The 24,610-nt window shown below is 31.7% G+C and carries 22 protein-coding genes; all 22 read left to right on the top strand.

What is annotated here, in order from left to right; all coding sequences use genetic code 11:
* Positions 1 to 2: 2 nt before the first annotated feature.
* The 22 genes from nifD to nadE all read left to right on the top strand — a co-directional run bounded on the left by nifD (position 3) and on the right by nadE (position 24,527).
* On the top strand, positions 3 to 1,601 hold the full coding sequence (gene nifD, locus KPL44_RS10250) for a nitrogenase molybdenum-iron protein alpha chain (RefSeq protein ID WP_216249424.1): 1,599 nt from the start codon (positions 3 to 5) through the stop codon (positions 1,599 to 1,601).
* Positions 1,601 to 2,971, top strand: coding sequence for a nitrogenase molybdenum-iron protein subunit beta (gene nifK / locus KPL44_RS10245; protein ID WP_216249421.1), 1,371 nt, complete (start codon positions 1,601 to 1,603; stop codon positions 2,969 to 2,971). The genes nifD and nifK overlap by 1 nt, the downstream gene beginning before the upstream one ends.
* Before the next feature lie 24 nt (positions 2,972 to 2,995).
* Positions 2,996 to 4,321, top strand: coding sequence for a nitrogenase iron-molybdenum cofactor biosynthesis protein NifE (nifE, locus tag KPL44_RS10240; protein WP_216249418.1), 1,326 nt, complete (start codon positions 2,996 to 2,998; stop codon positions 4,319 to 4,321).
* Between the two features lie 16 nt (positions 4,322 to 4,337).
* A complete protein-coding gene (gene nifB, locus KPL44_RS10235) occupies positions 4,338 to 6,956 on the top strand; it encodes a nitrogenase cofactor biosynthesis protein NifB (RefSeq protein WP_216249416.1) in 2,619 nt (872 codons plus the stop codon).
* Positions 6,953 to 7,261: a 2Fe-2S ferredoxin gene (locus tag KPL44_RS10230; protein ID WP_216249414.1), complete on the top strand. Its 309-nt coding sequence runs from the start codon at positions 6,953 to 6,955 to the stop codon at positions 7,259 to 7,261. The genes nifB and KPL44_RS10230 overlap by 4 nt, the downstream gene beginning before the upstream one ends.
* A gap of 41 nt (positions 7,262 to 7,302) precedes the next feature.
* Positions 7,303 to 8,340 carry a homocitrate synthase/isopropylmalate synthase family protein gene (locus KPL44_RS10225; RefSeq protein ID WP_216249412.1) on the top strand — a complete coding sequence of 346 codons (1,038 nt, stop codon included), beginning with the start codon at positions 7,303 to 7,305 and terminating at the stop codon, positions 8,338 to 8,340.
* Entirely contained in the window at positions 8,333 to 9,067 is a 735-nt protein-coding gene (locus KPL44_RS10220; protein ID WP_216249410.1) for a homocitrate synthase, read from the top strand. The genes KPL44_RS10225 and KPL44_RS10220 overlap by 8 nt, the downstream gene beginning before the upstream one ends.
* An 82-nt stretch (positions 9,068 to 9,149) precedes the next feature.
* Positions 9,150 to 9,776 (top strand): Fe-only nitrogenase accessory protein AnfO, encoded by a 627-nt coding sequence (gene anfO, locus KPL44_RS10215; RefSeq protein WP_216249408.1) that lies wholly within the window; start codon positions 9,150 to 9,152, stop codon positions 9,774 to 9,776.
* A 36-nt stretch (positions 9,777 to 9,812) separates the two neighbouring features.
* The gene (locus KPL44_RS10210; protein WP_216249406.1) at positions 9,813 to 10,715 is read left to right on the top strand and encodes a hypothetical protein; all 903 of its coding nucleotides are present in this window, start codon (positions 9,813 to 9,815) and stop codon (positions 10,713 to 10,715) included.
* A gap of 257 nt (positions 10,716 to 10,972) precedes the next feature.
* A complete protein-coding gene (locus KPL44_RS10205) occupies positions 10,973 to 11,431 on the top strand; it encodes a hypothetical protein (protein ID WP_216249404.1) in 459 nt (152 codons plus the stop codon).
* A 157-nt stretch (positions 11,432 to 11,588) separates the two neighbouring features.
* Positions 11,589 to 13,379 carry a penicillin-binding transpeptidase domain-containing protein gene (locus KPL44_RS10200; RefSeq protein ID WP_407935000.1) on the top strand — a complete coding sequence of 597 codons (1,791 nt, stop codon included), beginning with the start codon at positions 11,589 to 11,591 and terminating at the stop codon, positions 13,377 to 13,379.
* Between the two features lie 177 nt (positions 13,380 to 13,556).
* On the top strand, positions 13,557 to 14,777 hold the full coding sequence (locus tag KPL44_RS10195) for a hypothetical protein (protein ID WP_216249403.1): 1,221 nt from the start codon (positions 13,557 to 13,559) through the stop codon (positions 14,775 to 14,777).
* A 234-nt stretch (positions 14,778 to 15,011) separates the two neighbouring features.
* Positions 15,012 to 16,514 carry a glucose-6-phosphate dehydrogenase gene (gene zwf, locus KPL44_RS10190; RefSeq protein WP_216249402.1) on the top strand — a complete coding sequence of 501 codons (1,503 nt, stop codon included), beginning with the start codon at positions 15,012 to 15,014 and terminating at the stop codon, positions 16,512 to 16,514.
* Between the two features lie 11 nt (positions 16,515 to 16,525).
* Positions 16,526 to 17,158, top strand: a complete 633-nt coding sequence (locus tag KPL44_RS10185; RefSeq protein ID WP_216249400.1) for a cyclase family protein — start codon at positions 16,526 to 16,528, stop codon at positions 17,156 to 17,158.
* A gap of 717 nt (positions 17,159 to 17,875) precedes the next feature.
* Entirely contained in the window at positions 17,876 to 18,295 is a 420-nt protein-coding gene (locus tag KPL44_RS10180; RefSeq protein ID WP_216249398.1) for a SoxR reducing system RseC family protein, read from the top strand.
* 74 nt (positions 18,296 to 18,369) lie between these two features.
* Positions 18,370 to 19,707: an electron transport complex subunit RsxC gene (gene rsxC, locus KPL44_RS10175; protein ID WP_216249396.1), complete on the top strand. Its 1,338-nt coding sequence runs from the start codon at positions 18,370 to 18,372 to the stop codon at positions 19,705 to 19,707.
* Entirely contained in the window at positions 19,704 to 20,693 is a 990-nt protein-coding gene (locus KPL44_RS10170) for an RnfABCDGE type electron transport complex subunit D (protein ID WP_216249395.1), read from the top strand. Before rsxC ends, KPL44_RS10170 begins: the two co-directional genes overlap by 4 nt.
* Positions 20,694 to 20,699: 6 nt before the next feature.
* Positions 20,700 to 21,284 (top strand): RnfABCDGE type electron transport complex subunit G, encoded by a 585-nt coding sequence (locus KPL44_RS10165; RefSeq protein ID WP_216249392.1) that lies wholly within the window; start codon positions 20,700 to 20,702, stop codon positions 21,282 to 21,284.
* A gap of 1 nt (position 21,285) precedes the next feature.
* Positions 21,286 to 21,909 carry an electron transport complex subunit RsxE gene (gene rsxE, locus KPL44_RS10160; RefSeq protein WP_216249389.1) on the top strand — a complete coding sequence of 208 codons (624 nt, stop codon included), beginning with the start codon at positions 21,286 to 21,288 and terminating at the stop codon, positions 21,907 to 21,909.
* Positions 21,909 to 22,490, top strand: a complete 582-nt coding sequence (locus KPL44_RS10155; protein WP_216249386.1) for an electron transport complex protein RnfA — start codon at positions 21,909 to 21,911, stop codon at positions 22,488 to 22,490. The genes rsxE and KPL44_RS10155 overlap by 1 nt, the downstream gene beginning before the upstream one ends.
* A 29-nt stretch (positions 22,491 to 22,519) precedes the next feature.
* Positions 22,520 to 23,395: an RnfABCDGE type electron transport complex subunit B gene (gene rnfB / locus KPL44_RS10150; protein ID WP_216249383.1), complete on the top strand. Its 876-nt coding sequence runs from the start codon at positions 22,520 to 22,522 to the stop codon at positions 23,393 to 23,395.
* A 328-nt stretch (positions 23,396 to 23,723) separates the two neighbouring features.
* Positions 23,724 to 24,527 carry an NAD(+) synthase gene (nadE, locus tag KPL44_RS10145; RefSeq protein ID WP_216249382.1) on the top strand — a complete coding sequence of 268 codons (804 nt, stop codon included), beginning with the start codon at positions 23,724 to 23,726 and terminating at the stop codon, positions 24,525 to 24,527.
* Positions 24,528 to 24,610: the final 83 nt, after the last annotated feature.

Genomic DNA, 24,610 nt, shown 5'->3' with positions numbered 1-24,610 from the left:
ATATGAAAGAATTTATGGATAAAGTGCTTGAAAAATATCCTGCAAAAACATTTAAAAACAGAAAACAACATATAGTTATTAAAAAAGCGGAGGATGATTTATTAACAATTACAGCAAATACTAGAACGATTCCAGGGATGATAACAAGCAGGGGATGTTGTTATGCAGGCTGTAAGGGCGTTATACTCGGGCCAATAAAGGATATGGTTCATATAGTTCATGGACCTATCGGGTGTTCTTATTATACTTGGGGAACAAGGAGAAATAAGGCGAAAACTGAACCAGGAGGTCAAAACTATATAGAATATTGTTTTTCAACAGATATGCAAGAAAGCGATATTATATTTGGTGGTGAAAAGAAATTAAGACAAGCAATAAAAGAAGCAGTAGAGATATTCCATCCGACTGCCATAACAATTTCAGCTACATGCCCAGTAGGACTAATTGGTGATGATATAAATGCAGTAGCGGCTGAAGCAGAAAAGCTTTATGGAATTCAAGTTTTAGCTTTTAATTGTGAAGGATACAAAGGTGTAAGTCAGTCAGCTGGACATCATATCGCTAACAACAATTTAATGAGAAGTGTAATTGGTACAGGAACTAAAGCTCCTACTAAAAAACATTCTATAAATTTGTTAGGTGAGTATAATATTGGCGGAGATGGCTGGGAAGTTGAAAGAGTATTCAAAAAAATAGGTTATGAAGTAGTATGTGTAATGACCGGTGATGGTAGTTATGAGGACATAAAAAATGCTCATACAGCTGATGTTAATTTAGTTCAATGTCATAGATCTATAAATTATATAGCTGAAATGATGGAGACAAAATACGGAATACCTTGGATAAAAGTTAATTTTATAGGTGTTAGTGGAATTACTGAGACTTTAAGAAATGTAGCGCTTTATTTTGATGATAAAGATCTTATAGAAAAAACAGAAAAAGTAATTGCAGAGGAAATTGCTGCAATAGAAGGACAAATGCAATATTATAAAACAAGACTTGAAGGAAAAACGGCATTTTTATATGTTGGCGGTTCAAGGTCCCATCATTATCAAACGCTTCTTCATGACTTAGGTATTGAAACTGTAGTTTCAGGTTATGAATTTGCCCACAGAGATGATTATGAGGGGCGCGAAGTTATTCCTGATATAAAACTTGATGCAGATAGTAAGAATATTGAGCACTTAACAGTTGAAAAAGACGAAAAGAAATATAGAACTATTATATCTCCGCAGAGATATGAAAAACTCAAAAAGGAAATACCTTTAGCTAAGTATGACGGCCTTATAAAAGATATGAAGAAAGATGCTGTAATAATTGATGATTTAAACCATTTTGAAACAGAACAATTAATTAAACATTTAAAACCTGACATGTTTTTCTCGGGAATTAAAGATAAGTATGTAGTGCAAAAGATGGGAGTAACGTCAAAACAATTACATTCATATGATTATTCAGGACCGTATGCTGGATTTAGAGGAGCAGTAGTTTTTGCAAGAGAGCTTACATCAGGAGTACATACTCCTGCATGGAGATATGTTACCCCACCGTGGAAAGTAGAACCATTATTAGAAGGAAAAGTTATTGGAGGTGATGAGTAATGTTAGATTTAACTACGAAAGATGTCGTTGAAAGAAAAGCTTTAAGAATTAATCCTGCAAAAACTTGTCAACCTATTGGGGCTATGTATGCAGCACTTGGTGTTCATGCATGTTTACCTCATAGTCATGGGTCCCAAGGATGTTGTGCTTTTCATAGAATGCAACTTACAAGGCATTTTAAGGAGCCAATAATGGCATCTACAAGTGCATTTACAGAAGGAGCATCAGTTTTCGGTGGAGGAGCAAATTTAAAAACTGCTATAAAAAATATATTTGAACTTTATAAACCAGATATAATTGCAGTTCATACTACTTGTTTATCAGAGACTATTGGTGATGATTGTAAAACAATGATTTTTCAAGCTGAGGGTGATATTCCAGAGGGTAAACATGTAATTCATGCTAGTACTCCAAGTTATGTAGGTTCACATATAACAGGATTCTCAAGTATGGTAAAAGCTTTTGTTACTTATTTATCTGTTAATAGCGGCAAAGAAAATGGAAAAGTTAATATTTTACCAGGATTTGTAGATCCAGGTGATATGAGAGAATTAAAAAGGATTCTTAGTGTTATGGAAATTGACAATATTCTTTTCCCGGATACCAGTGGAGTTTTAGATGCACCTATGACAGGTTCTTTTGAAATGTATCCACTTGGTGGAACAACAGTTGATGAAATTATTGATGCTGGAAATTCAAAGCTATCAATAGCACTTGGTTCATATTCTGCCGAGGCTGCTGGGATAGAGCTAGAGAAAAAATGTAAAGTTCCAATGAAAACTTTAGCTACTCCTATTGGAATTGAAGCTACAGATAGATTGATGACAGAACTATCTCTATTCTCAAATAAAGATGTTCCAAAATCTATAGAAGAAGAAAGAGGACAACTAGTTGATTTAATGTTAGACAGTCAAGCTTATTTTAATGGTAAAAAAGTAGCTATTTATGGAGATCCAGATATAGTTACAAGTTTAGCCGAATTTATAATAAGTCTAGGTGCTATTCCAAAGTATGTAATTACAGGAACACCAGGAGAGACTTTTGTAAAAGAGGTTAATGCAATGCTTGAAAAAAATGGTATAGAGGGATCTACAGTTAAGGCTGCAGCTGATTTATTTGAACTTCACCAATGGATGAAAAATGAGCCAGTAGATTTGTTAATGGGTAATACTCATGGTAAATTTATTGCAAGAGCAGAAGATGTTCCATTTGTAAGAGTTGGTTTCCCAATACTCGATAGATATGCACATCAGTATTTCCCAATAGTTGGATATAAAGGCGCTATTAGATTGATTGAAATGATGTCAAATGTAATATTAGATAAAATAGATAGAACATGTCCTGAGGAGGATTTTGAATTAGTAATGTAACTTAATATTCGTGGAGGTGATTATATGAAAACAGAATTACTTAAAGAAAGAGAAGACTCAGTTTGCTATAACTCTAAAAACAAAGAAAAAAAGATGAAGTGTGATGGCAATAGCGTATCTGGCTCTGTAAGTCAAAGGGCTTGTGTGTACGCGGGTGCAAGGGTTGTATTAAATCCCATAACAGATGCGTTTCATTTGGTTCATGGACCTATTGGATGCGCTGCCTATACTTGGGATATAAGAGGAAGTCTAACGAGTGATTCTGAAAATTACAGAAATAGTTACTCCACGGATATAAGAGAAAAAGATGTTATATTTGGGGGAGAGAAAAAACTTGCTGCTGCTATCGATGAGATAGTAGTAGCACATTCCCCTAAAGTAATATTTGTATATTCAACTTGTATTGTGGGTGTAATTGGTGATGATATTGATGCAGTCTGTAGAATGGCAGAAAGCAAATATAATATTCGAGTTATTCCAGTTAAAGCACCTGGGTTTTCAGGAAATAAAGCAGTAGGATATAGAGCTGCTTGTAATGCAATATTAAATCTTATGGGTGAGAATAATGAGCCAAAGGTTTTAGGAATAAATATTTTAGGTGATTTTAATTTAGCCGGAGAAATGTGGATTATTAAAAATTATTTTAAAAGAATGGGTGTTAAAGTAGTTGCAAGAATCACAGGTGATAGCACAACTGATGAGATTAAAAAGGCACCAACAGCTAGTCTAAACATAGTACAATGTGCAGGATCTATGCATTACCTTGCAAATCAAATGACTGAAAAATTTGGAATACCGTATATTAATGTTAGTTTTTTAGGACTTGCAGATATTAAAGCATCTTTAACAAATGTAGCACAGTTAAGTAAGGACAAAGAAATTATAAAAAGAACAAAAGAACTAATTGAAACTGAAGAGAAACAAATTGAAGAAACATTAGCTTATTACAAAAAAAGACTAATAGGTAAGAAGGTTGCTATATATGTAGGTGGTGGATTTAAAGCTATTTCACTTATTAAACAATTTAGAGAACTTGGAATGGAAACTGTTATGGTAGGTACTCAAACAGGAAAGGAAGAGGACTATGACATTATAAAAGAAATAACAAATGAGGGAACGGTAATTTTAGATGATACCAATCCAGCAGAACTTGAAAGATTTATACTTGAGAAAAATGCAGATATTTTAGTTGGAGGAGTTAAAGAAAGACCACTTGCTTATAAACTTGGGATTGCATTTTGTGATCATAATCATGAAAGAAAACATGCTCTGGCAGGATTTGAAGGAGCTGTTAACTTTGCAAAGGAAGTAGATTTAACAATCAATAGTCCAGTTTGGAAACTTATATAAAATAGGAGGTGTTAATATGGAAATTAAAAATTCAGTAAATTTGAGTGTTAATCCTTGTAAGATGTGCATGCCACTTGGTGGTGTGATGGCACTTAAAGGAATTGAAAATAGCATGGTAATTCTTCATGGATCTCAAGGGTGTAGCACATATATTAGGCGCCACATGGCAACTCATTATAATGAACCAATTGATATTGCATCGTCTTCACTTACTGAAGATGGAACAATTTATGGTGGTGCAAAAAACTTGAAATTAGGACTGAAAAATATAATTAAATTATATAATCCAAAAATTATTGGCGTTCTAACAACTTGCCTTGCAGAAACTATTGGAGAGGATATTGGGCGTATAATTATAGAATTTCAAGAAGAGAATCCTGAAACTAGTGATATTAAAATTGTTCCAATATCAACACCTGCATATTCTGGTACCCAAGCTGAAGGCTATTATAAAACACTTAGAAGACTCGTCGAATATTTAAGCATGGGTGATATAAAAACTGAAAAAATTAATATAATTGCTGCAAATATAAATCCAGGAGACATAAGGTTATTAAAAAGTATTTTAGATCTATTTAAGGTAGAATACACATTATTACCAGATGTATCAGATACATTGGATGCAGGTTACAATAAAAAGTATAATAAAGTTCCAGAGGGTGGTACTAGTCTTCGTGATATAGCTTTAATGGGAGGCGCCACCGCAACAATAGAGATGGATTGTAGCGCTGAACTTGGATCTACTGCTGGAGATTATTTGTTTGAAACTTTTGGAGTGCCACTATTTAAATGCAGCATTCCAATGGGGTTAAAAGCGACGGATGCATTTGTTAACTTAATATCACAAATCAGTGGAAAACCAGTGCCTAAGGCATTAGAAAAGCAGAGGAGTCGTTACCTTGATGGAATAATTGATTCACACAAATATAATGGGGAAGGACGAGCTATTATTTTTGGAGAACCGGAAATTGTGTATGCAGTTACATCATTATGTGTTGAAAATGGAATAACACCACTACTTATAGCCACTGGTTCTAAAAATAAAATTTTAAAAGGTAAATTAAAAGAACTTACAAAGGAACTTGATAATCAACCTATTATTATTGATGATACTGATTTTGAAATTATTGAAAAACATGCAAAAGAGCTTAAGGCAAATTTATTAATTGGTGATTCCAATGGAAGACGAATCGAGAAAAAATTAGAGATCAAATTGATAAGAATAGGATTCCCAATTCATGATAGAGTTGGTGCTCAAAGGGCAGTTAATGTGGGATATTATGGTTCGCTAAGATTCTTAGACGAAATCACTAATTCTATATTAGAAAGAAAAGAAAGGGGCTATAGGCGAGATATGTATGAAAAATATTATGATAATGGAAAAGATGAAGATAAGGCTCATATTAAGGCGCAAGGTAGAAAGATAATTAGTATGGAGGAAAAAACAAAAAGTCACCCATGTTTTAATGGCTGCGCACATGACAATGCCAGGATACACATCCCTGTAGCTCCAAACTGTAATATAAGCTGTAATTATTGTAGTCGTAAATTTGATTGTGTAAATGAAAGTAGACCTGGAGTTACAAGTTCAATATTATCTCCAATAGAGGCACTTGAAAGATTCAAAGAATTCAAAGGTAAACTTAAAAATCTTACAGTAGTTGGGATAGCAGGTCCTGGGGATGCATTAGCTAATTTTGATGTGGTTAAAGAGTCCATCCAACTAATAAAGAAAGAAAGTCCTGATATAACATTTTGTTTATCTACTAATGGATTAATGTTACCTTTTTATGCAAATGAAATATTAGAACTAGGTGTTTCTCATATTACTATTACTATAAATACAGTAGATCCAAAGATCGGAGTTAAACTTTATAAGGAGATTAACTATCTTGGTGTGAAATATACGGGGATTGAGGGAGCAACTATATTACTACAAAATCAGCTCTCAGGTCTTAGATATCTTACGTCGAAAGGTCTTATTTGCAAGGTAAACATCGTTTATGTAAAAGGTGTTAATGATATTGGAATTGAGGATACTGTTAAAAAGGTTAAAGAATGTGGAGCATTTATGACAAATATTATGCCGATGATAAATGCACCAGGAAGTGTTTTTGAAGAGATTAAAACTGTAAATAATGAAGAATTGCTCGCTATGAGAAAGAAATGCGAAATAGATCTTAAACAAATGTATCACTGTAAACAGTGTAGAGCCGATGCAGTAGGAACTCTTGGAAATGATATATCGCAAACATCAAGCGAATTACAATCAGAAAGTAAAGATGATATTAAACCAATCAGATTTGCAGTGGCGTCAAAGTCAGGGCTTAATGTGGATCAACACTTTGGACATGCTACAGAGTTTTATATATACGATTTTGAAAATGGTGATGCAACATTTATTGAAAAAAGAAAAATACCTAAGTTTTGTACAGGCGTGGAGGATTGTGATGATAGTCACGAGGATAAAATAGATTATATAATAAAAACAATTGATGACTGTTCTGGCGTTCTTGCTCTTAGAATTGGAGATATCCCTAAACAAAAACTTGAAAAGAAAAATATAGCAGTCTATCTATTATGTGATGAAATTAGAAATGGAATCAGAAAAATAGTGGGGGAGGCAGTGTCATGATAAAACCAGAATTTCACGTTTTTGTTTGTACGAGTTCTAGAATAAATGGAACTCAAAAGGGATATTGTCATTCCAATGATTCTACTGAAATTGTAACAAACTTTATCGAAGCTCTTGAAGAGAATGATATTAGTGATAAGGTAATGGTAACTAATACAGGATGTCTTGGATTATGTAATGATGGACCAATAGTTATTGTCTATCCTGAAGGAACATGGTATGGTAAGGTAACACCGGATGATGTTGATGAAATTGTTGAGTCACATTTGATAAATGGAAATATAGTAAAAAGATTAGAAATATGATAAAAAGTTAAACTGTTTTATATAAAAGGGGAGTGTTATTAATGTCTATAATTATAAATGGAAAAGAAACTTGCATTATTGATAGGACATTAATGAACATAACCAAAAAAAAATTTAATGAAAATGAAGTACATGAGTTCACTATGAATTTAAGAAGAATAGGGGTAGATTTCTTTGAGGTTGATGAGAGGACTTTTAATATTGTAAGACCTCTGATAACATCAGAGGTTTTTATTTTTAGAATCGACAAAATTAGTCAATTGGAAACATGTAAAAGAAATGGTATAAAATATATTTTAGTTAAAGAAGAGGACTTAGAGTTTTTTAATATTAAATGCATTGAAGAAAATTATGAATTTAAGATTATATTAGAAATAGATATTAATTCTTATAAAAGCAATTTCATGAATAAGATTAATAAAAATATAGATAGATTTTTTTGTTTAAGATTTAAAGGAGAGAGTAACTGGTTAATTTGCGATTATATACAAGAAAATTGTAAGGTGAAAACTAATATTTACGCTAGTGATAAATTTTCTATGGCAACAGCAGCATGTTTTCAGGCTATTATTAAAGGGATAGATTATATAACCACAGCTTTTTGTGGAAATGATGGGACTTATGGCACAACGCCACTCGAGGAGATATTGGTTTCTACAAAAGTTATTTTGGGTGAGGAAGTAAATGAAGATATTAGTGTTTTGCATGTAATGAGGTTACAATACGAAAAAATAACCTATAGTAAAATACCTAACAATAAGCCCATAATTGGTAAGGATATATTTAAATATGAATCTGGAGTACATGTGGCTGGCATTGAAAAAAATCCAATAACATATGAACCTTTTAAACCTGAAATTGTTGGAATGAAGCGTAAACTTGCTTTAGGTAAGCACTCAGGTAAAAATTCCATCCATGCTAAATTAAAAGAGCTTTGTATAGATGATAAATTTATAGAAGCAGAAATTTCAGATATTTTGGAGAGTGTTAAAAGTAAAAGCATAAAAAATAAAATGGAACTTTCAGATGAGGATTTTATAGAAATATGTAAAGAAATTAAGAGGTTACGTTATGTATAAAATAGTTGATACCACATTAAGAGATGGTGAACAAATGGCAGGCGTTGAGCTAGGGTTTGATGACAAGATTGAATTTGCTAAAATTATAGATTCGAAAGATGTATATCAAATAGAAGCGGGCACTCCTGCCATGGGTGGGGATGAAAAAAAAAGCATTGAACAATTAATGAGTCTAGGGTTAAAAAGTAAGGTGTCTGCATGGAATAGGATGAATATAAGTGATATAAAACATTCTATTGATTGTAGGGTAGATATAATACACATATCAGTTCCTATATCTGATATACAAATAAAATGGAAACTTGGGAGAAATAGAGTCTGGGTTATTAATGAAATGAAGCGGAGCGTTTATTATGCTAAAGAAAAGGGCTACGAGGTTGTGGTTGGTCTTGAGGATGCTTCAAGAACCTCAACGGAGTTTTTAATGCATATTATAAGGGAAGCTAAAGAACTTGGCGTACAGCGTGTTAGATATGCAGATACTGTTGGAATACTGTATCCAGATAAAATATATAAACAAATCAAACAAATCAAACAAAATATTGATATTTCTATTGAATTTCATGCACACAACGATTTTGGTATGGCTGTCGCGAATTCTGTTTCTGCAGTTATGGCTGGGGCAGAGTTTGTAGATTCTACATTTGGAGGAATAGGAGAAAGGGCAGGTAATTGTGATTATGTAAAGTTGATAAATGCCTTAAATAAAAATAATAATTCAATATAAATAAACACTATATTTTATTAAAATAAGGAGGAAAATTTATCAAAGAAACAAGAAAATATTGATTTGATAAATAGAAAATAAAATGGAGATAGCAGTATTTCAAGATACTAGAGGTAAAACACAATCTATAGTTGAACCAGGTATAATTAAAGTTTACGAGGGAAGTAAGAGTACATGGAAAATAACTAAAGAGATTATCTTTAGAATAGATAATATAGCTGGAATAAAAGAAGTTAGAGGAAACATTATAAACATGGCAGAAGAATTAGGTAATTGCAAAGTTTTTGTTGGGAGAGAAATAAAGGGTATGACCTACAATATTCTTGATGGAATGGGATTTAACACTTGGGAACTAGAAGGCACTCCAATGGAGTTATTAGAGTTTGTATTTGAAAAAGAATTGGAAGAGGCGAATATAATAAAACTTTCAGAATTAGAGAATGTGAAACCTATTATACAAAAGGTTAAGGATGGACATTATTATGTAAATCTAAAAAAGATTCAGAAAAATAATGAAAGCCTTACTTCAAAAAGTATATTGATACCATTTTTGACTACTACAATTTTTTATCAATTAGAGATAATTTGTGGTCATATACCACCCTGGTTTCATGCTGAATTTGAAAAGTTGAATTTAAAAATGGAAGCGACTCATATTAGTCAAAGTGAAATTAAAGTGAAGGTTTATCCTGATATTTGCAAGGAATAGTAAATAGTATAAATATTTTATTTCGGAGGCGATAATATGAAGGAATTTATGACTAAATATGGTATGCTAAAAGGGATAACTAGTATTGAATTTTATACTGACGGAATAATAAAGGAATGTAAATTGAGCGAATATTGCGAGATTAACACGAGTTATGGGATTTTTGTTCCTCAATATGATGAAGAAGAGGTAAGACGTAAGTATAAAAGATCTTTATCTTTTTATAAAAATGGAAATTTACAAAGTATTTCTTTTCAAAGTGGAACGACTATAGTTACAAGTGTTGGGAAACTATCAGCAGAACTTGCTGTATTTCATGAAAATGGACAAATTAAGCGTATTTTCCCCTTAAATGGTAAGATAACTGGCTATTGGACTGAGCAAAATGAATATGAACTTTCCCAGGAATTAGAATTTCATTTTGAGTTTGGAAAGTTTAAGAAAAAAATTATTGGTATTAATTTTTATGAATCTGGAGGCGTAAAAAGTGTAACTTTATGGCCAAAGGATTTTATTAATATTTTATCACCTTACGGGATGATTGAGACTCGTATTGGGTTCTCACTATATCCAAACGGTGCTATTAAGTCCTGTGAACCTAGAAGGCAAACTTTAATAAATACTGTTATTGGAGAGCTTCATGCATTTGATTTTGATGCTATTGGTCTTAATGCTGACACAAATTCTTTGAATTTTAAAGAAAATGGAACTATTAAATCATTGTATACATCATTAGATAAAATAACAGTTAAAGATGCTTTTGGTAGCTCACATATTTACGAGCCAGGATTAAAACCAAATAATTTTAATGATAAAATTATGGATGTGGTGCCTCTAAGAATTGAATTTTATCTGAGTAAAGTAAAAATTAATGAAACAGAGTATAATATCGAGAATAACACTTTTTCTGTTGATAAGTTTGTTAGAAAATTCTTTTAGGCATATAAATTCTAATTTAAAATAGAAATATATGAAATTAACCTTCCTATTTTACTAATATTGATGTAAACTTATGGAAAGTATTGCATAAAATAATTTAATAATTAACTAAGTCTAAACAAATAAATAACATATTCTTTACAATCAACTGCTATAATAATAGTATCAAATACATTTCAAATGGATATTTTATAAAAGCAATTTTATAAATTTTAGTTTTATTTATCTAATAATATATTAGAAAGGTGAGGATTAAAATGAATGAAGAACAATTGTTATATAATGTGATTTTCCCAGAAAGCAATGACCCTAATTATATTAATTATGGCTATTTTATAGGGAGGAGCAAAAAAAATGTATTTAAACTGAAGGCTATTATTAATGAAAGTCAACTTAATCCTGTATTAATTTGTGATGGAGATAAGCAAAATGCTTTTTTTGCAAAAGTTTTTCAAAGTGAAGTAGATGAATTTTTGCAAATTATAAGTGACCTTGATTTTAAACAAATTAGAATAAATAGCTGCCACATGAACGAAGTAAAAGCTATGTTTGAAGAAGAGATAAAAGATAATCGAAAAAAAGAACATAGGGTAGTTCATTATTTATTACCGCAGAAATTTAACAATGGAACAAAAAACTGGAAAATACCAGATGTAATAGAATTTAATCCAATGAATGAAAATAAGCCAGTCTTAAAAGGAGTAATTAATTTATAAAAAAAATAGATAAAAATATTAATATAAGGAATTACTCTAGTAGTGATTTCTTATATTTTTTTGCGTGAATTAGGAACTATATTAATTGTTTATGATACAATTAATAAAACATTTATATTATGAAGTGTAGTTCTAATTTAAAATATAGAATAGGTTGGTGAGTAGATTGAAAGGGAAAAGGGAGCGAGGTAAAAGAATTTTAATTGTAGCTGTATTATTTTCTTTGGTATTTAGTGCTCTTGTTGGCAGAATGGTTTATTTAATGGCCGTTAACGGGTCGAAGTATAAATCTTTGGCATTACAGCAGCAGACAAAAAATATAGCGGTACCTCCTATAAGAGGAGCGATTCTAGATAGAAATGGTCAAGAACTGGCATTAAGTATGAATATTTATAGACTTGATGTTGATTTAAATGTATTAAAAAAATATTTAGTAGAAAAAAAAATACCAGAGGAACAAGCGGATCTTCAATTGTCGAAAATACTAAATATTGATAAGAGCAAAATTAAGGAGATATTAGATGACAAAGATAACAAGGGGAATCCATTACAATTTGTATCACTTAAAAGAAAGGTAGAGAAGAAAGTTGTGGATAATATTAAGGCTCTAAAATATAGTGGAATAATAATTTCAAAAGATGTTGAGAGGACATACCCAAACGATAACTTTTTATCACATGTAATGGGGCATACTAATTTAGATGGAAATGGAGTCAATGGCGTTGAATTAAGTTACAATAATGAATTAGCAGGTGTTCCCGGAGTTAAGGTAGTTGAAGCGGATAGGGAGAGTAATGAATTACCTTATACGGAAGCAGTGACAGTTCAACCAGTAAACGGAAAGGACTTAACATTAACTATTGATGAACGAGTTCAAGAGTTAGCGCAGAAAGTTGCAAAAGAAACATTAGCTAAAAATGGTGCAAAATCTGTAAGTATAACAATTATGAACCCAAAGAATGGCGAAATTATGGCAATGGCTAATGCACCGGATTATAATTTAAATATTCCATATGTAGAAGGAAAGACAAGCAAAGAAATACAGGAAATTTGGAAGAATAGAGCCATTAGCAATGCATTTGAACCAGGATCAATTTTTAAGGTTATAACATCAGCTGCAGCACTTCAAAATAATGCTGTAACGGATAAGGACCGATTTATAAGTAATGGTAGCATTAAGGTTGGAAATAAATTATTATATAGCGATAATAAAGAAAATTATGGAATTGAGACTTTCTCGGATATAATTAAAAATTCAGATAATGTAGGGTTTGTTAAACTAGGGCAGATGATAGGAAAGGCTAACTTTTACAAATTTATAGAGCTTGCTGGATTTGGACAGAAAACGAATATTGACATGCCGGGCGAGGGCACAGGGATTGTAAAAGAATTAAATAATATAACACCGATTGATCTTGCTACAATGGCATATGGACAAGGTGTTGCAGTTACTCAGATACAGTATATTGCAGCGTTTAACGCAGTGGCAAATGGAGGGACATGGATAACACCACATGTTATGAAAGACATATCTCATATTGAAAATGGAAAAAAGGTTATAGACAAGCAGTTTAGTAATCTAAATGAGAAAACAATAATGAGCAAAGAAAAAGCAGCTAAGTTAAGGACGTATTTGGAAAGAGTAGTTAAAGAAGGAACAGCAGTTGGTACGTATATTGATGGTTATCATATAGCAGGAAAAACTGGAACTGCAAATAAAGTTAACAGTATCGACGGAGGTTATAACACTGGTAAATATGTATCCTCATTTGCTGGTATGGCCCCTGCCAGCGACCCGAAAGTGAGTTTAGTAATCACTATAGAGGAACCAAACGCTTCGAATTATTATGCTGCGCAAACGGCAGTGCCTGCGGCGCGTAAGTTGTTTTTAGAATTATTTCCAATAATCAATATGGCTCCAAGTAATGTGAGTAGTACAAAAAAATAATATTCCTCTAAAATTATTTTATTTAAATACATTGAATATTTACATTTTTGCTTCATAATGGTAATATAAATATATAGTGGCATAAAAATTATAATAGAATTGGCTCTATTTATATGGTTTATAAATAAAGCATAATAAAGAATGTCAATATATTTAATATTTAAGGGGGAAATAACAATGATAAAAACTAAGAAAATGTTAGCTTTGGGTGTTGGTTTAATTATGACGACTTCACTATTCGCTGGGTGTTCAACTGATGGGTTTGCACTTGTGAAGACATTTACAAAGTCACAAACAATAAACTCTATGCAGAGTAAAACTGATATTTCACTTAAGGTTTCAGGCACTAATATGTCGGTAAAAGAGAAACAAATGATGGATACTGTGTTGCCATCTATAAATGGAACTAAAATTTCTATGGTAACTAAAACCAATCAGAATGCAGACAGAACAATTTCAAAAATGCAAAGCGATATATCATTACAATTAGTTCAATCTCCAGATCCTATAAACATGAGCATTTGGGTTAATACAGATATAACTGGAGAAAAACCTGTGATTAATGAGTTGTATAAAATTCCTCAATTGCTTTCATCGCAGCTTCCAACTGAGTTAAAAGGTAAAGAATACATGGCAATGGATTTAGCGAATATGCCAAGTACACCAGGTATGCCTAAAACTGATTATAAAAAACTTATGGCTTTTAGCAAAGAATTCCAACCTAAATTAACTGATTTTATAGTTAAATATGCTAAACAATTTAATCCGACTACAAAGTATGTTACCTATATAGGAAGTCAAAGCTTCTTGCAAGATAACGTAATGCAATCTTCAAATACTTATGAAGTAAAGCTAAATGATAAATCATTTAAAGATTTAATGCATTATACTTTGAATAACCTTTCAGAGAGCAAGGATGCTATGAGTTTTACTCAGGATTATATGAAAGCTATGATGTCAGTTTATGATGTAACTGATGGTCAGGATAAAACTAGCAAGGATGAAATAAATAAGGCATTTGGCGATATAACAACTCAATTGCCACAACAACTTAAAAGTATGAATAAATCATTAGAATCTATTGATAATCTTAAAATTCTTGGAGATAAAGGAATTACAATTAGATATACTATTAATAAGGATGGTTATGTTGTAAATGAAAAAGGTAATGCAGAATTTGTAGTTGATTTACCTAGCATAAACAAATTAGCTAGTAAAACAGCTGTGGCAAGTAATAGTGACCAAACTGGTATATATACTATAGGCATAGATTTTAATACAGATATAACTAATATTAATAAAAATATTGATATTGTGTTACCAAAAACAAATTCAACTAATTCATTTAACTATAATGATATATTGAAGTTATCTAACACAAAATTACTTACAAATTAGCAAGGGGCATCTATTGTTGGTTTATAGGACATAAATAAGAACAACTTGTAAAATTTTTTACAAGTTGTTTTTTTATGTGCATTGTAAATTATAATAAAAAGGGTATAATGTACATTAATTTCTAATAAAGTACTTACGGGTATATTGTTATGTGTGATGCTGTTTGTGGTATATTAATTAATAAGGTTAATATTCCTTAATTTTATAAAAAAATAGGAGTAGGGTGAACTTTGAATGGAGAAAAATATGGATATAGAACTTTCTAGTATGTTTGTAATTTTTGGTGGAACTGGTGATCTGACAAAAAGAAAACTTATTCCAGCTATTTTTAGCTTAATGCATGAGGGGAAATTATCTGAGAATTTTACAATTGTGTCTATAGGAAGACAAGAAAAGACAAGTGAACAATATAGGGAAGAAATGCATGAGTATGTAAAAGAATTCTCTAGATTTCCTTTGAATAATAAATTATGGGATAATTTTATTAAGAGAATATTCTATAAGAATTTTGATTTTACTTCAAATAATCAAGGATATAAGGATTTAGATTTATTTTTGGAAACAATGGATAATGAATATTCAACAAGAGGAAATAGATTATATTATTTAGCAGTTGCACCAGAGTTTTTTGAGGGTATAATTAGAAACTTAAAAAACAATAATATGGTTTGTAAATCAATAGGTTGGCAGAGAGTAATGATAGAAAAGCCTTTTGGATCAAATTTGAAAACTGCAAGAATTTTAAATAATAATATATCAAAACTTATACCGGAAGAGGATATATTTAGAATAGATCATTATTTAGGAAAGGAAATGATCCAAAATATATTAGCAATTAGATTTGGTAATTCTCTATTCGAACCTTTATGGAATTCAAATTATATTGATAATATCCAAATTACATCTAATGAACTAATAGGTGTAGAAAACAGAGGGGCATATTATGAAAATGCGGGTATATTAAAAGATATGCTTCAAAATCATTTATTACAGATGCTTACAATGATTGCAATGGAACCTCCAGTGGATTTTGATCCGGAATCTATAAGAGATGAAAAAGTTAAGGTGCTTAGATCGCTAAGACCTTTTACTTCGGCCTCATTAAAGGAAGATATAGTTCGAGGTCAATATGGTCCGGGAACCGTTAATGAAGCCATGGTAGTGGGCTATAGACAAGAAGAAAGGGTATCTAGGGAATCTAATACAGATACATTTATAGCACTTAAGACTTATATAGATAATTTCCGTTTTGGGGGAGTGCCAATTTATATAAGAGCAGGAAAAAGAATGGATACAAAAAGTACGGAAATAGTTATTCAGTTTAAAAAACTTGCTGGAATTAATTATTATAAAGAATTTGACCAAATAGGTAGTAATCTTTTAGTTTTAAAAATTCAGCCAGAGGAGGGCTTTTATTTTCAAATAAATGCTAAAAAGCCTGGTAATGACTTTAAAATGGAAAAGGTAGAGTTAGATTATTGCCAAAGTTGTAAGTATTTAAATGATTCGCCTGAGGCCTATGAGAAGTTGTTACTTGAGGCAATTAGAAATAATTCATCTTTATTCACAAGGTGGGATGAACTTGAATATTCTTGGAAATTCATTGAAAGTATTGAAAAAGGATATGAGAATGATGTTTCTAATTACCCTAACTACGCGGCGGGAACACCAGGACCTACGGGAGCAGTAGATTTAATTGAAAAGGATGGCAGACAGTGGTGGAGCACTGAACTTTGAGGAGGGATAACATGATTATATATGATATATCTATGATTATTGAAAAGGATATGGGAGTATACAAGAATAAAGAGGAAAAAAGACCAGTAATTAAATTTGAAAGTAAAATTCCCAAAGATAAAATAAATGAATCTAGTTTGTATATGAATGTACATACAGGAACTCATATTGATGCAGCATTTCATGTGGATAATGATGGTGATACAATAGATGTTATAGATCTAACTAAATTGATTAGAAAATGTAGAGTGATAGACTTAACTAAAGTTATAGGTTCAATAACAAAAGATGATCTTATAGATAAAAACATTAAGCCATTTGAATTCTTATTACTTAAAACTAAAAATTCATTTAAGGAGGGGTATGAATCAGATTTTGTATATCTCTCAATAAGTGGAGCAGAGTACTTGGCAGAAAAGGAAATAGCTGGGGTGGCAATAGATTCCTTTGGAATAGAAAGAGCTCAGCCAGGTCATGAAACCCATAAAACACTTTTTAATAAAGGCATAATTATAATAGAGGGTGTCAGGTTAAAAGAAGTTTCAGAGGATGAGTACTTCATGTGTGCGCTTCCACTTAAACTTAAAGGGATAGATGGTGCACCTGCTAGAATAGTTTTAATAAAAGGCTTAATGATATTATAAATTGAGAGATTTAATTGTAATTATATTCTGTTTTACGAGTAGTTTTACAAATTCCTGACTATATAGAAAAAAAGGATTAGTTTTCAATTAAATGATATCAATATTGAAAATATAAAGTTAAATAATTTTAAAGTGGTGGGTCTTAACCCCCTCAATTACCTATCTTCGTGATTAAAATTATACCATAAATCTATACGTAAAAACGGTAGTTGTTAATGTTTTAACGTTATTTAACAAAAACTTAACAAATCTAAAAAAATCTAAAAAAATAATAAGTAATTAATGTATATAACTGTTCTAGTACTGAAAAAAGTAAATATAACAGAATGCTTTGTTATTATAAGACGCTAATTCGGAAATATGGGACTGTATTGCCAAAAACATTAGTAAAATCAATATTATATATAAAGGTTAAAATAATGAATAAGCAACTGTGTATATTTTAAAAATAGTTTCTTATATATAAGGCATGTAAATTATTACATAGACATTTGTTAAAAATTTAATTATTGTTGACTTTTATACTAAATAAAACTATCTTGAGAGATAGGAGCTTAATTATATATATAATTCGACAGGAAGTAATTAGACGAATTTTATTATAGGCTTATAATATAATTGATATTATAATCAAAGGGGGAGCGTTTAATTATCATATAAATAGTTCCTTGCAAGTATAATATAATTAATATTGTAGTAGAGAAAGGAGCTGTAGAGGTGGTAAAAGAAGAAGAAGGAATTATAATAGAGATTTCTAAGGATAATATTGCGAAAGTAAAAGTAGGAAGGCATAATGAGTGTAAAAATTGTGGCGCATGTCCTGGCGATAATTCAGTTGTAATAGAGGCTAAAAATCCTATTGGAGCTAAAATTGGTCAGAGAATTGCATTTGAAATGAAAGATACAAATATGTTAATGGCAGCTTTTGTTGTATATATACTTCCTCTTGTTATGGTTGTAATAGGTGTTATTGTTGGACAAGTGATAGCTAGAAAATTTGGGTATCCTGTTCGGGGATTTCAAATTGGAGGCGGAATAATAACATTTGTATTATCAATTATTAATATAAAACACTTTGAAAAGTACGCTCATAATAATGACAAAATGCAACCTGTGATTACTAAAAGTTTATCTTGAATATAATTTTTTCGAATTTGATTATATCTATTATAGTTCACAAATTTTAAATATTTTAAAAGAGGTGTGGAAAAGTGATAAAAAGTTTTCGTGGAGGAATACATCCAAATGGTTCTAAAAATTACACCGCGAGCAAGCCTATAGAAATAGCAACTTTACCAAGTAAAGTTGTTATTCCTGTGAGTCAGCATATCGGTGCTCCTTGTGTGCCAACTGTAGCAAAGGGTGATTATGTAAAGAAGGGACAGGTTATAGCAACTAGTCCAGCTTTTGTTTCAAGTCCAGTACATGCATCTATATCAGGTATGGTTAAGGATATAGCTTTGTATCCTCATCCGGTATTTGGAAAATGTCTTTCTATCGTAATTGAAAATGATGGAAAAGACGAATGGATAGAAGGAATCCCTCTTGTTCGCGACTGGGAGAAGTTAAGTTCTGATGAAATAAAAGGTATCATTAAAGATGCAGGTATCGTTGGAATGGGAGGAGCTACTTTTCCAACTTTCGTAAAATTATCACCACCAAAAGATAAGAAAATAGATACTTTTATTTTGAATGCAGCAGAATGTGAGCCTTTTTTAACAGCAGATCACAGAATGATGCTTGAACATTCAGATAAAATTGCTATTGGGGTAAAATTAGTAATGAAGGTTCTTGGAGTTGAGAAAGCATTTGTTGGAATAGAAGACAATAAACCAGATGCTGTTATTGCTATGCAAAAGGCGTTTGAAGGAACTACGGTTAAAGTAATGGCGATACCAACTAAATATCCACAAGGTGCGGAAAAAATGCTTATTAAAGTACTTGTAGATCGTGAGGTTCCATCAGGAAGCTTACCAATGGATGTGGGCGTTGTTGTTCAAAATGTAGGTACAGTTGTTGCAATTTGTGACGCAGTTGTAAGGGGAATCCCATTAATTGAAAGAGTAACAACAATAAGTGGAAGTGCTGTTAAAGAACCTAAAAATCTTTTACTTAGAATTGGAACAACATTTGAAGAGGCTATTGATAATTGTGGCGGATTTAACGAACCACCAGCTAAAATTATTATGGGTGGTCCTATGATGGGATTTGCTCAATCAAATTTAAATATTTCTATAATTAAAGGGGTTTCTGGAATACTTGGATTAACTAAGAAAGATATTAATAATGGAACTCAATCTCCCTGTATACGTTGTGGAAAATGTGTAAGTGTTTGTCCTTGTGGACTTAATCCAAGTATGCTAAGTATACTCGGAGAAAGAGATATGTATGAGGAAGCAAAACTTGAACAAAATCTTTTCGATTGTGCTGAATGTGGAAGCTGTGTTTATGTATGTCCAGCTAAACGTAATATTGTACAATACATTAAATACAGTAAAATGAGAAACAATGCAGATGCTGCTAAAAAAAAGGAGGCTCTAGCTAAATGAGTGAAGTGAAATTACAAGAGAATCTCTTTACCGTATCAACTTCTCCACATATACGTGCAGAAGCATCTATTTCTAAAATTATGTGGACTGTTACTATGGCATTAACACCAGCTGCGCTTTTTGCAATTTATCATTTTGGAACGTCTGCTTTATTCGTATTACTTGCGGGAAGTTTGTCTGCGGTAGGATTTGAATATATAGTACAAAAACTTAGAAAAAAGCCAGTAACTATAAAAGACGGAAGTGCATTTTTGACAGGACTATTGCTTGCAATGTGTTTACCACCAGCAATACCACCTTATATGGCAATTGTTGGTTCATTTATAGCTATAGTAATTGCAAAACATGCTATGGGTGGTCTTGGATATAATATTTTCAATCCAGCTCATATTGGGCGTGCTGCTCTTATGGTGTCATGGCCTGTTGCTATGACAACTTGGTCAAAATTTACATCAAGTGTAGACGTAGTGTCTACTGCAACACCTTTAAATATTTTAAAACAACAAGGATATTCAAAATTAATAGATACTTTTGGAAGTGCGCCTCAAATGTATAAAGATATGTTTGTTGGCTTTCGTAATGGAAGTATTGGTGAAACATCTACGGTTTTACTAATGATTGGTGGTATATATTTAATTTATAAAGGTTATGCAAATTGGGTAGTTCCTGCATTTATGATTGGAACTGTAGGTATTTTAACTTGGATATGTGGACCAACAGGTTTGTTTACTGGGGATCCGTTATTTCATATGATGGCTGGAGGCCTTATTATAGGAGCTTTTTTCATGGCTACAGATATGGTTACCATTCCAATTACAAAGAAAGGGCAGATAGTTTTTGCTATTGGCGCTGGAGTTATTACTGTTTTAATCAGGCTTAAGGGTGGATACCCTGAAGGGGTTTGTTATTCTATTTTATTAATGAATGCAGTTACACCGCTTATTGATCGCTTGATGAAGCCAGTAAAATTTGGAGCAAGGGGGTAGTGAAAAATGTCAGATGAGAATAATATCAAGCCTAAAGTTAATCATGAGAAAAAATATAGCATTTTTCAAATCACTATAAATTTAACAATTGCCTGTTTTATATCAGGATTGATTATTGCTGTAGTATATTTTTTTACAGCACCAGTTGCAGTGAAAACAGCGGCAGGAATTAAAACTGATGCAATGAAATCACTAGTGGTAGGTGCACAAAAATTTACGCCTGTAAAGGGTAAGGCAGAATGGTTTACTGCAGAAAAAGATGGAAAAGTAGTTGGATATGTTGTGCCAGCAGAAAGTAAAGGATATGGTGGAGCGATAAAAATGCTTGTAGCAGTTACGCCACAAGGTAAAATTATTGAATTTACTATATTAGAAACTAAAGAAACACCTGGACTTGGAGACAATGCAAGTAAAGATCCTTTTAGAAACCAATTTAAAGGTAAGTCAGTCAAAGATTTAGAAGTGACAAAAGATCCAACAAAAACAAATAATATTCAAGCAATGACTGGTGCTACCATTTCTTCTAAAGCGGTAACTAAAGGCATTAAAGAAGCTGTGCAAGAAGTTACACAGTTTGTAGGGAGGAAATAATATGAAAGAGTTATGGAACATATTTAAAAAAGGGATTATTGAAGAGAACCCAATTTTTGTTCTTGCACTTAGTCTTTGCCCTGCTTTAGCGGTAACAAGTAGTGCGCTAAATTCTTTGGTTATGGGACTTGCGGTACTGTTTGTTATTACTGCTAATAATATGGTTGTATCTGTTACTAGAAAATTAGTAAATCCGACGGTTCGTGTACCGGTGTACATTACTTCAGTTGCAACAATTGTTACTGTAGTACAGTTGGTATTACAAGCGTATTTGCCAGCACTTAATAAGGCTTTAGGAATATATCTTGCACTAATTGTTGTTTTTGCAATAATTTTAGCTAGAGCAGAAGTTTTTGCATCAAAGAATAAAGTTATTCCATCTATGTTTGATGGACTTGGAATGGGATGTGGTTTTGCGCTTGGACTTGTATTAATCGGGATAGTTCGTGAACTTATTGGTGCAGGAACATTATTTGGAATAAAAGTTCTTGGTTCTTGGTATAATCCAGCACTTATTATGGTTTTATCACCAGGTGCATTTATATTAATTGGCTACATGGTAGCTGGTTTTAAGATGTGGATTGACCATAGTGAAAAAGTTAAACTCGAAAGAGGTGAGATGTAATGGGTCATTATTTAACCATACTTGCAAGTAATATAGTTGTAAACAATTTCGTTTTAACAAGGTTTTTAGGACTTTGTATTTTCTTTGGAGTTTCAAAAAGTTTAAATGCATCTATTGGTATTGGAATGGCTGTAACTTCTGTTATGACATTAAGTTCTATGATGGCATGGTTAGTTTACCATTTTGTATTAGCGCCTTTTCATTTAACATTTTTAACAACAGTGGTATTTGTACTACTAATTGCTAGTTTTGTTCAGCTTTTAGAAATGATTATTAAAAAACATGCACCTACTTTATATAATATGTGGGGAATTTATTTATTATTAATTGCTACAAATTGTATTGTATTTAGTGTACCACTTTTAAATGTAGAAAATAATAATTCGTTTTTAGACAGTGCGGTAACTGCAGTAGGTGCCGGTTTAGGCTTTACTTTGGCGATCGTCCTTATGGCAAGTTTAAGAGAAAAATTAAGACTTGCGGATGTCCCAAAACCACTTCAAGGGCTTGGTGTAGCGTTTATTTTAGCTGGAATGCTTGCATTAGCCTTCTTGGGTTTTTCTGGGATGATACCAGTATAAAAAGGAGCTGAAAAATTAATATGAGTAATATGAGTAATTTAGATATTGCAATTGCAGTGTTAATTGTAATGACAATAGTTGGATTGGTGTTTGGTTTAGTTTTAGCATTTGCTAATAAAAAGTTTTCTATTGAAATAAATCCATTGATTCATATCGTTGAGGATATATTACCAAAAGGTCAGTGTGGAGCCTGTGGATTTGCTGGTTGTATGGCATATGCAGAAGCTGTAGTTATGAATGATGAGGTACCACCAAATCTTTGTGTTCCGGGTAAGGCAGCTGTTGCAAAATTGGTAGCTGATTTAACTGGTAAAGCAGCATTAGAAGTGGAACCAAAGGTTGCTTTTGTACATTGTGCTGGTAGCACAGATAAAGCAAATAAAGCTTATGAGTATAAAGGCGTACAAGACTGTGTTGCTGCATCATTACTACAGGGAGGACCTAAGGGATGTCAATATGGTTGTCTTGGTTTTGGAACCTGTGTTAACAATTGTCCATTTGATGCAATGACAATGGGTGATAATGGTTTACCTATTATTGATGAACAAAAATGTACAGGCTGCGGAAAATGTAAATCAGTTTGTCCAAAGAAAGTTATTGATTTAGTTTCACCTGGAATTCATGTGGCTATAAATTGTAATTCAAAAGACAAAGGCGCAGTAGCACGTAAACTTTGTACTATAGCGTGTATTGGGTGTGGAATTTGTGTTAAAAATTGTTCCCACGGTGCAATAAAAATTGAAAACAATTTAGCTGTAGTAGACAGCAAAATTTGTATGTCAGAGTGTAATGAAGCTACTTGCACAGCTAAATGTCCTACTGGAGCAATTAAAACTTATATAAAAGAAGCTCCATCAGCAAATATAGCAGCAGAACCAGTTAAAAATAAAACTTTATCTGAATAAAATTTTATAAATTTATAAAAAGCCTCTAAAATTGTATGTTAATTTTAGAGGCTTTTTTTTATTTTTAACGACATTTCAGAAGGAACGTCTCCAACTTCTATAAGTGGGAGGATAACAATTGAGAATTGTTATCTACCCCAGAGATCTACCCAGAGGATACATACCCTAACAAATAGAAAATTTCAGCGGGAATATAAATCTCCTTCTGAAGTCGTTAATATTGCAGCGACCCAGGAGATGATTTAATTAATATTAGATGTTATCATATGGTGAAAATAGTATAATATGTGTTATAATAATCGTATACATAAGTTTAAGGAGGCTCTAAATGGATAAAATTAAGCAACAAAAAATCATGAAAGAATTTGCTATACCTCATCCTTTTAAAGATGAGTCAGATGAAAAATATGCAAATAGAATGATAGAAGAAACTTCTGATTTTTTAAAAAAATATGCTAAAGCTACAGGAAAAAAAGGTTATGTTTGTCACCTTACAGGTGGTGTAGATAGCTTCGTTACAAGTATGCTAATTAGAAAATCTGGACTAGAATTAATTAATTTATCACTTCCTTTTGGAATAAAACAAGATATAGATGATGTAGAAAAAGCTAAATGTGTGATAAAACCAGAGGTTTTCAAAACCTATGACATAATGGGTCCTGTTATTGAATCTATTGAACTTTTACGTGATTTACCTTCTTCAAAGGTAGATATCGGAAATACAAAAGCTAGAATAAGAATGACTGTGTTATATAGAATAGCTGAAGTTTATGATGTTTTAGTTGCTGGTGTATCAAATGCTGCAGAGTTGACACTCGGAATGATGACTAAATATGGTGATGGTGCAGCAGATGTACAACCACTTGCAGGAATAACAAAAGGTGTAGTATATGAAATGGCAAAAATACTTAATGCACCTCAATCTATAATTGATAAGCTATCTACAACTGGTGTATGGGATAATGGAACAAATCAAAAAATAGTAACAGAACTAAATCATCAGGTTTGTATATATTTAAGAGGTGGAGATATAGAAAAAGTATATGAAGAAAAAATATTAAAGCTATATGAAATTTCTAAACACAAAAGACATTTACCAGTTTCGTTAAAAGATACTTGGTGGGTTGAATAAATTTATAAAAACCTACAGTAAAAGAGATGTTTAACATCTCTTTTTTTCGTTGAATTTATTTTGAGTTAAATTAATGATTAATC

The organism is Clostridium sp. DSM 17811, assembly GCF_018861905.1.
Classification (GTDB): domain Bacteria; phylum Bacillota; class Clostridia; order Clostridiales; family Clostridiaceae; genus Clostridium_AD; species Clostridium_AD frigoriphilum.
Note: the sequence above shows the minus strand (reverse complement) of the source record. Positions and strands in the feature narration are given on the sequence as shown.

Coding starts and splice junctions, on each gene's coding strand:
- nifB (WP_216249416.1), top strand. CDS start 4,338: ATGGAAATTAAAAATTCAGTAAATTTGAGTGTTAATCCTTGTAAGATG.
- KPL44_RS10185 (WP_216249400.1), top strand. CDS start 16,526: ATGATTATATATGATATATCTATGATTATTGAAAAGGATATGGGAGTA.
- nifK (WP_216249421.1), top strand. CDS start 1,601: ATGTTAGATTTAACTACGAAAGATGTCGTTGAAAGAAAAGCTTTAAGA.
- rnfB (WP_216249383.1), top strand. CDS start 22,520: ATGAGTAATTTAGATATTGCAATTGCAGTGTTAATTGTAATGACAATA.
- rsxE (WP_216249389.1), top strand. CDS start 21,286: ATGAAAGAGTTATGGAACATATTTAAAAAAGGGATTATTGAAGAGAAC.
- KPL44_RS10195 (WP_216249403.1), top strand. CDS start 13,557: ATGATAAAAACTAAGAAAATGTTAGCTTTGGGTGTTGGTTTAATTATG.
- KPL44_RS10165 (WP_216249392.1), top strand. CDS start 20,700: ATGTCAGATGAGAATAATATCAAGCCTAAAGTTAATCATGAGAAAAAA.
- KPL44_RS10225 (WP_216249412.1), top strand. CDS start 7,303: ATGTCTATAATTATAAATGGAAAAGAAACTTGCATTATTGATAGGACA.
- KPL44_RS10230 (WP_216249414.1), top strand. CDS start 6,953: ATGATAAAACCAGAATTTCACGTTTTTGTTTGTACGAGTTCTAGAATA.
- anfO (WP_216249408.1), top strand. CDS start 9,150: ATGGAGATAGCAGTATTTCAAGATACTAGAGGTAAAACACAATCTATA.
- zwf (WP_216249402.1), top strand. CDS start 15,012: ATGGAGAAAAATATGGATATAGAACTTTCTAGTATGTTTGTAATTTTT.
- KPL44_RS10170 (WP_216249395.1), top strand. CDS start 19,704: ATGAGTGAAGTGAAATTACAAGAGAATCTCTTTACCGTATCAACTTCT.
- KPL44_RS10205 (WP_216249404.1), top strand. CDS start 10,973: ATGAATGAAGAACAATTGTTATATAATGTGATTTTCCCAGAAAGCAAT.
- KPL44_RS10210 (WP_216249406.1), top strand. CDS start 9,813: ATGAAGGAATTTATGACTAAATATGGTATGCTAAAAGGGATAACTAGT.
- nadE (WP_216249382.1), top strand. CDS start 23,724: ATGGATAAAATTAAGCAACAAAAAATCATGAAAGAATTTGCTATACCT.
- KPL44_RS10155 (WP_216249386.1), top strand. CDS start 21,909: ATGGGTCATTATTTAACCATACTTGCAAGTAATATAGTTGTAAACAAT.
- nifE (WP_216249418.1), top strand. CDS start 2,996: ATGAAAACAGAATTACTTAAAGAAAGAGAAGACTCAGTTTGCTATAAC.
- nifD (WP_216249424.1), top strand. CDS start 3: ATGAAAGAATTTATGGATAAAGTGCTTGAAAAATATCCTGCAAAAACA.
- KPL44_RS10220 (WP_216249410.1), top strand. CDS start 8,333: ATGTATAAAATAGTTGATACCACATTAAGAGATGGTGAACAAATGGCA.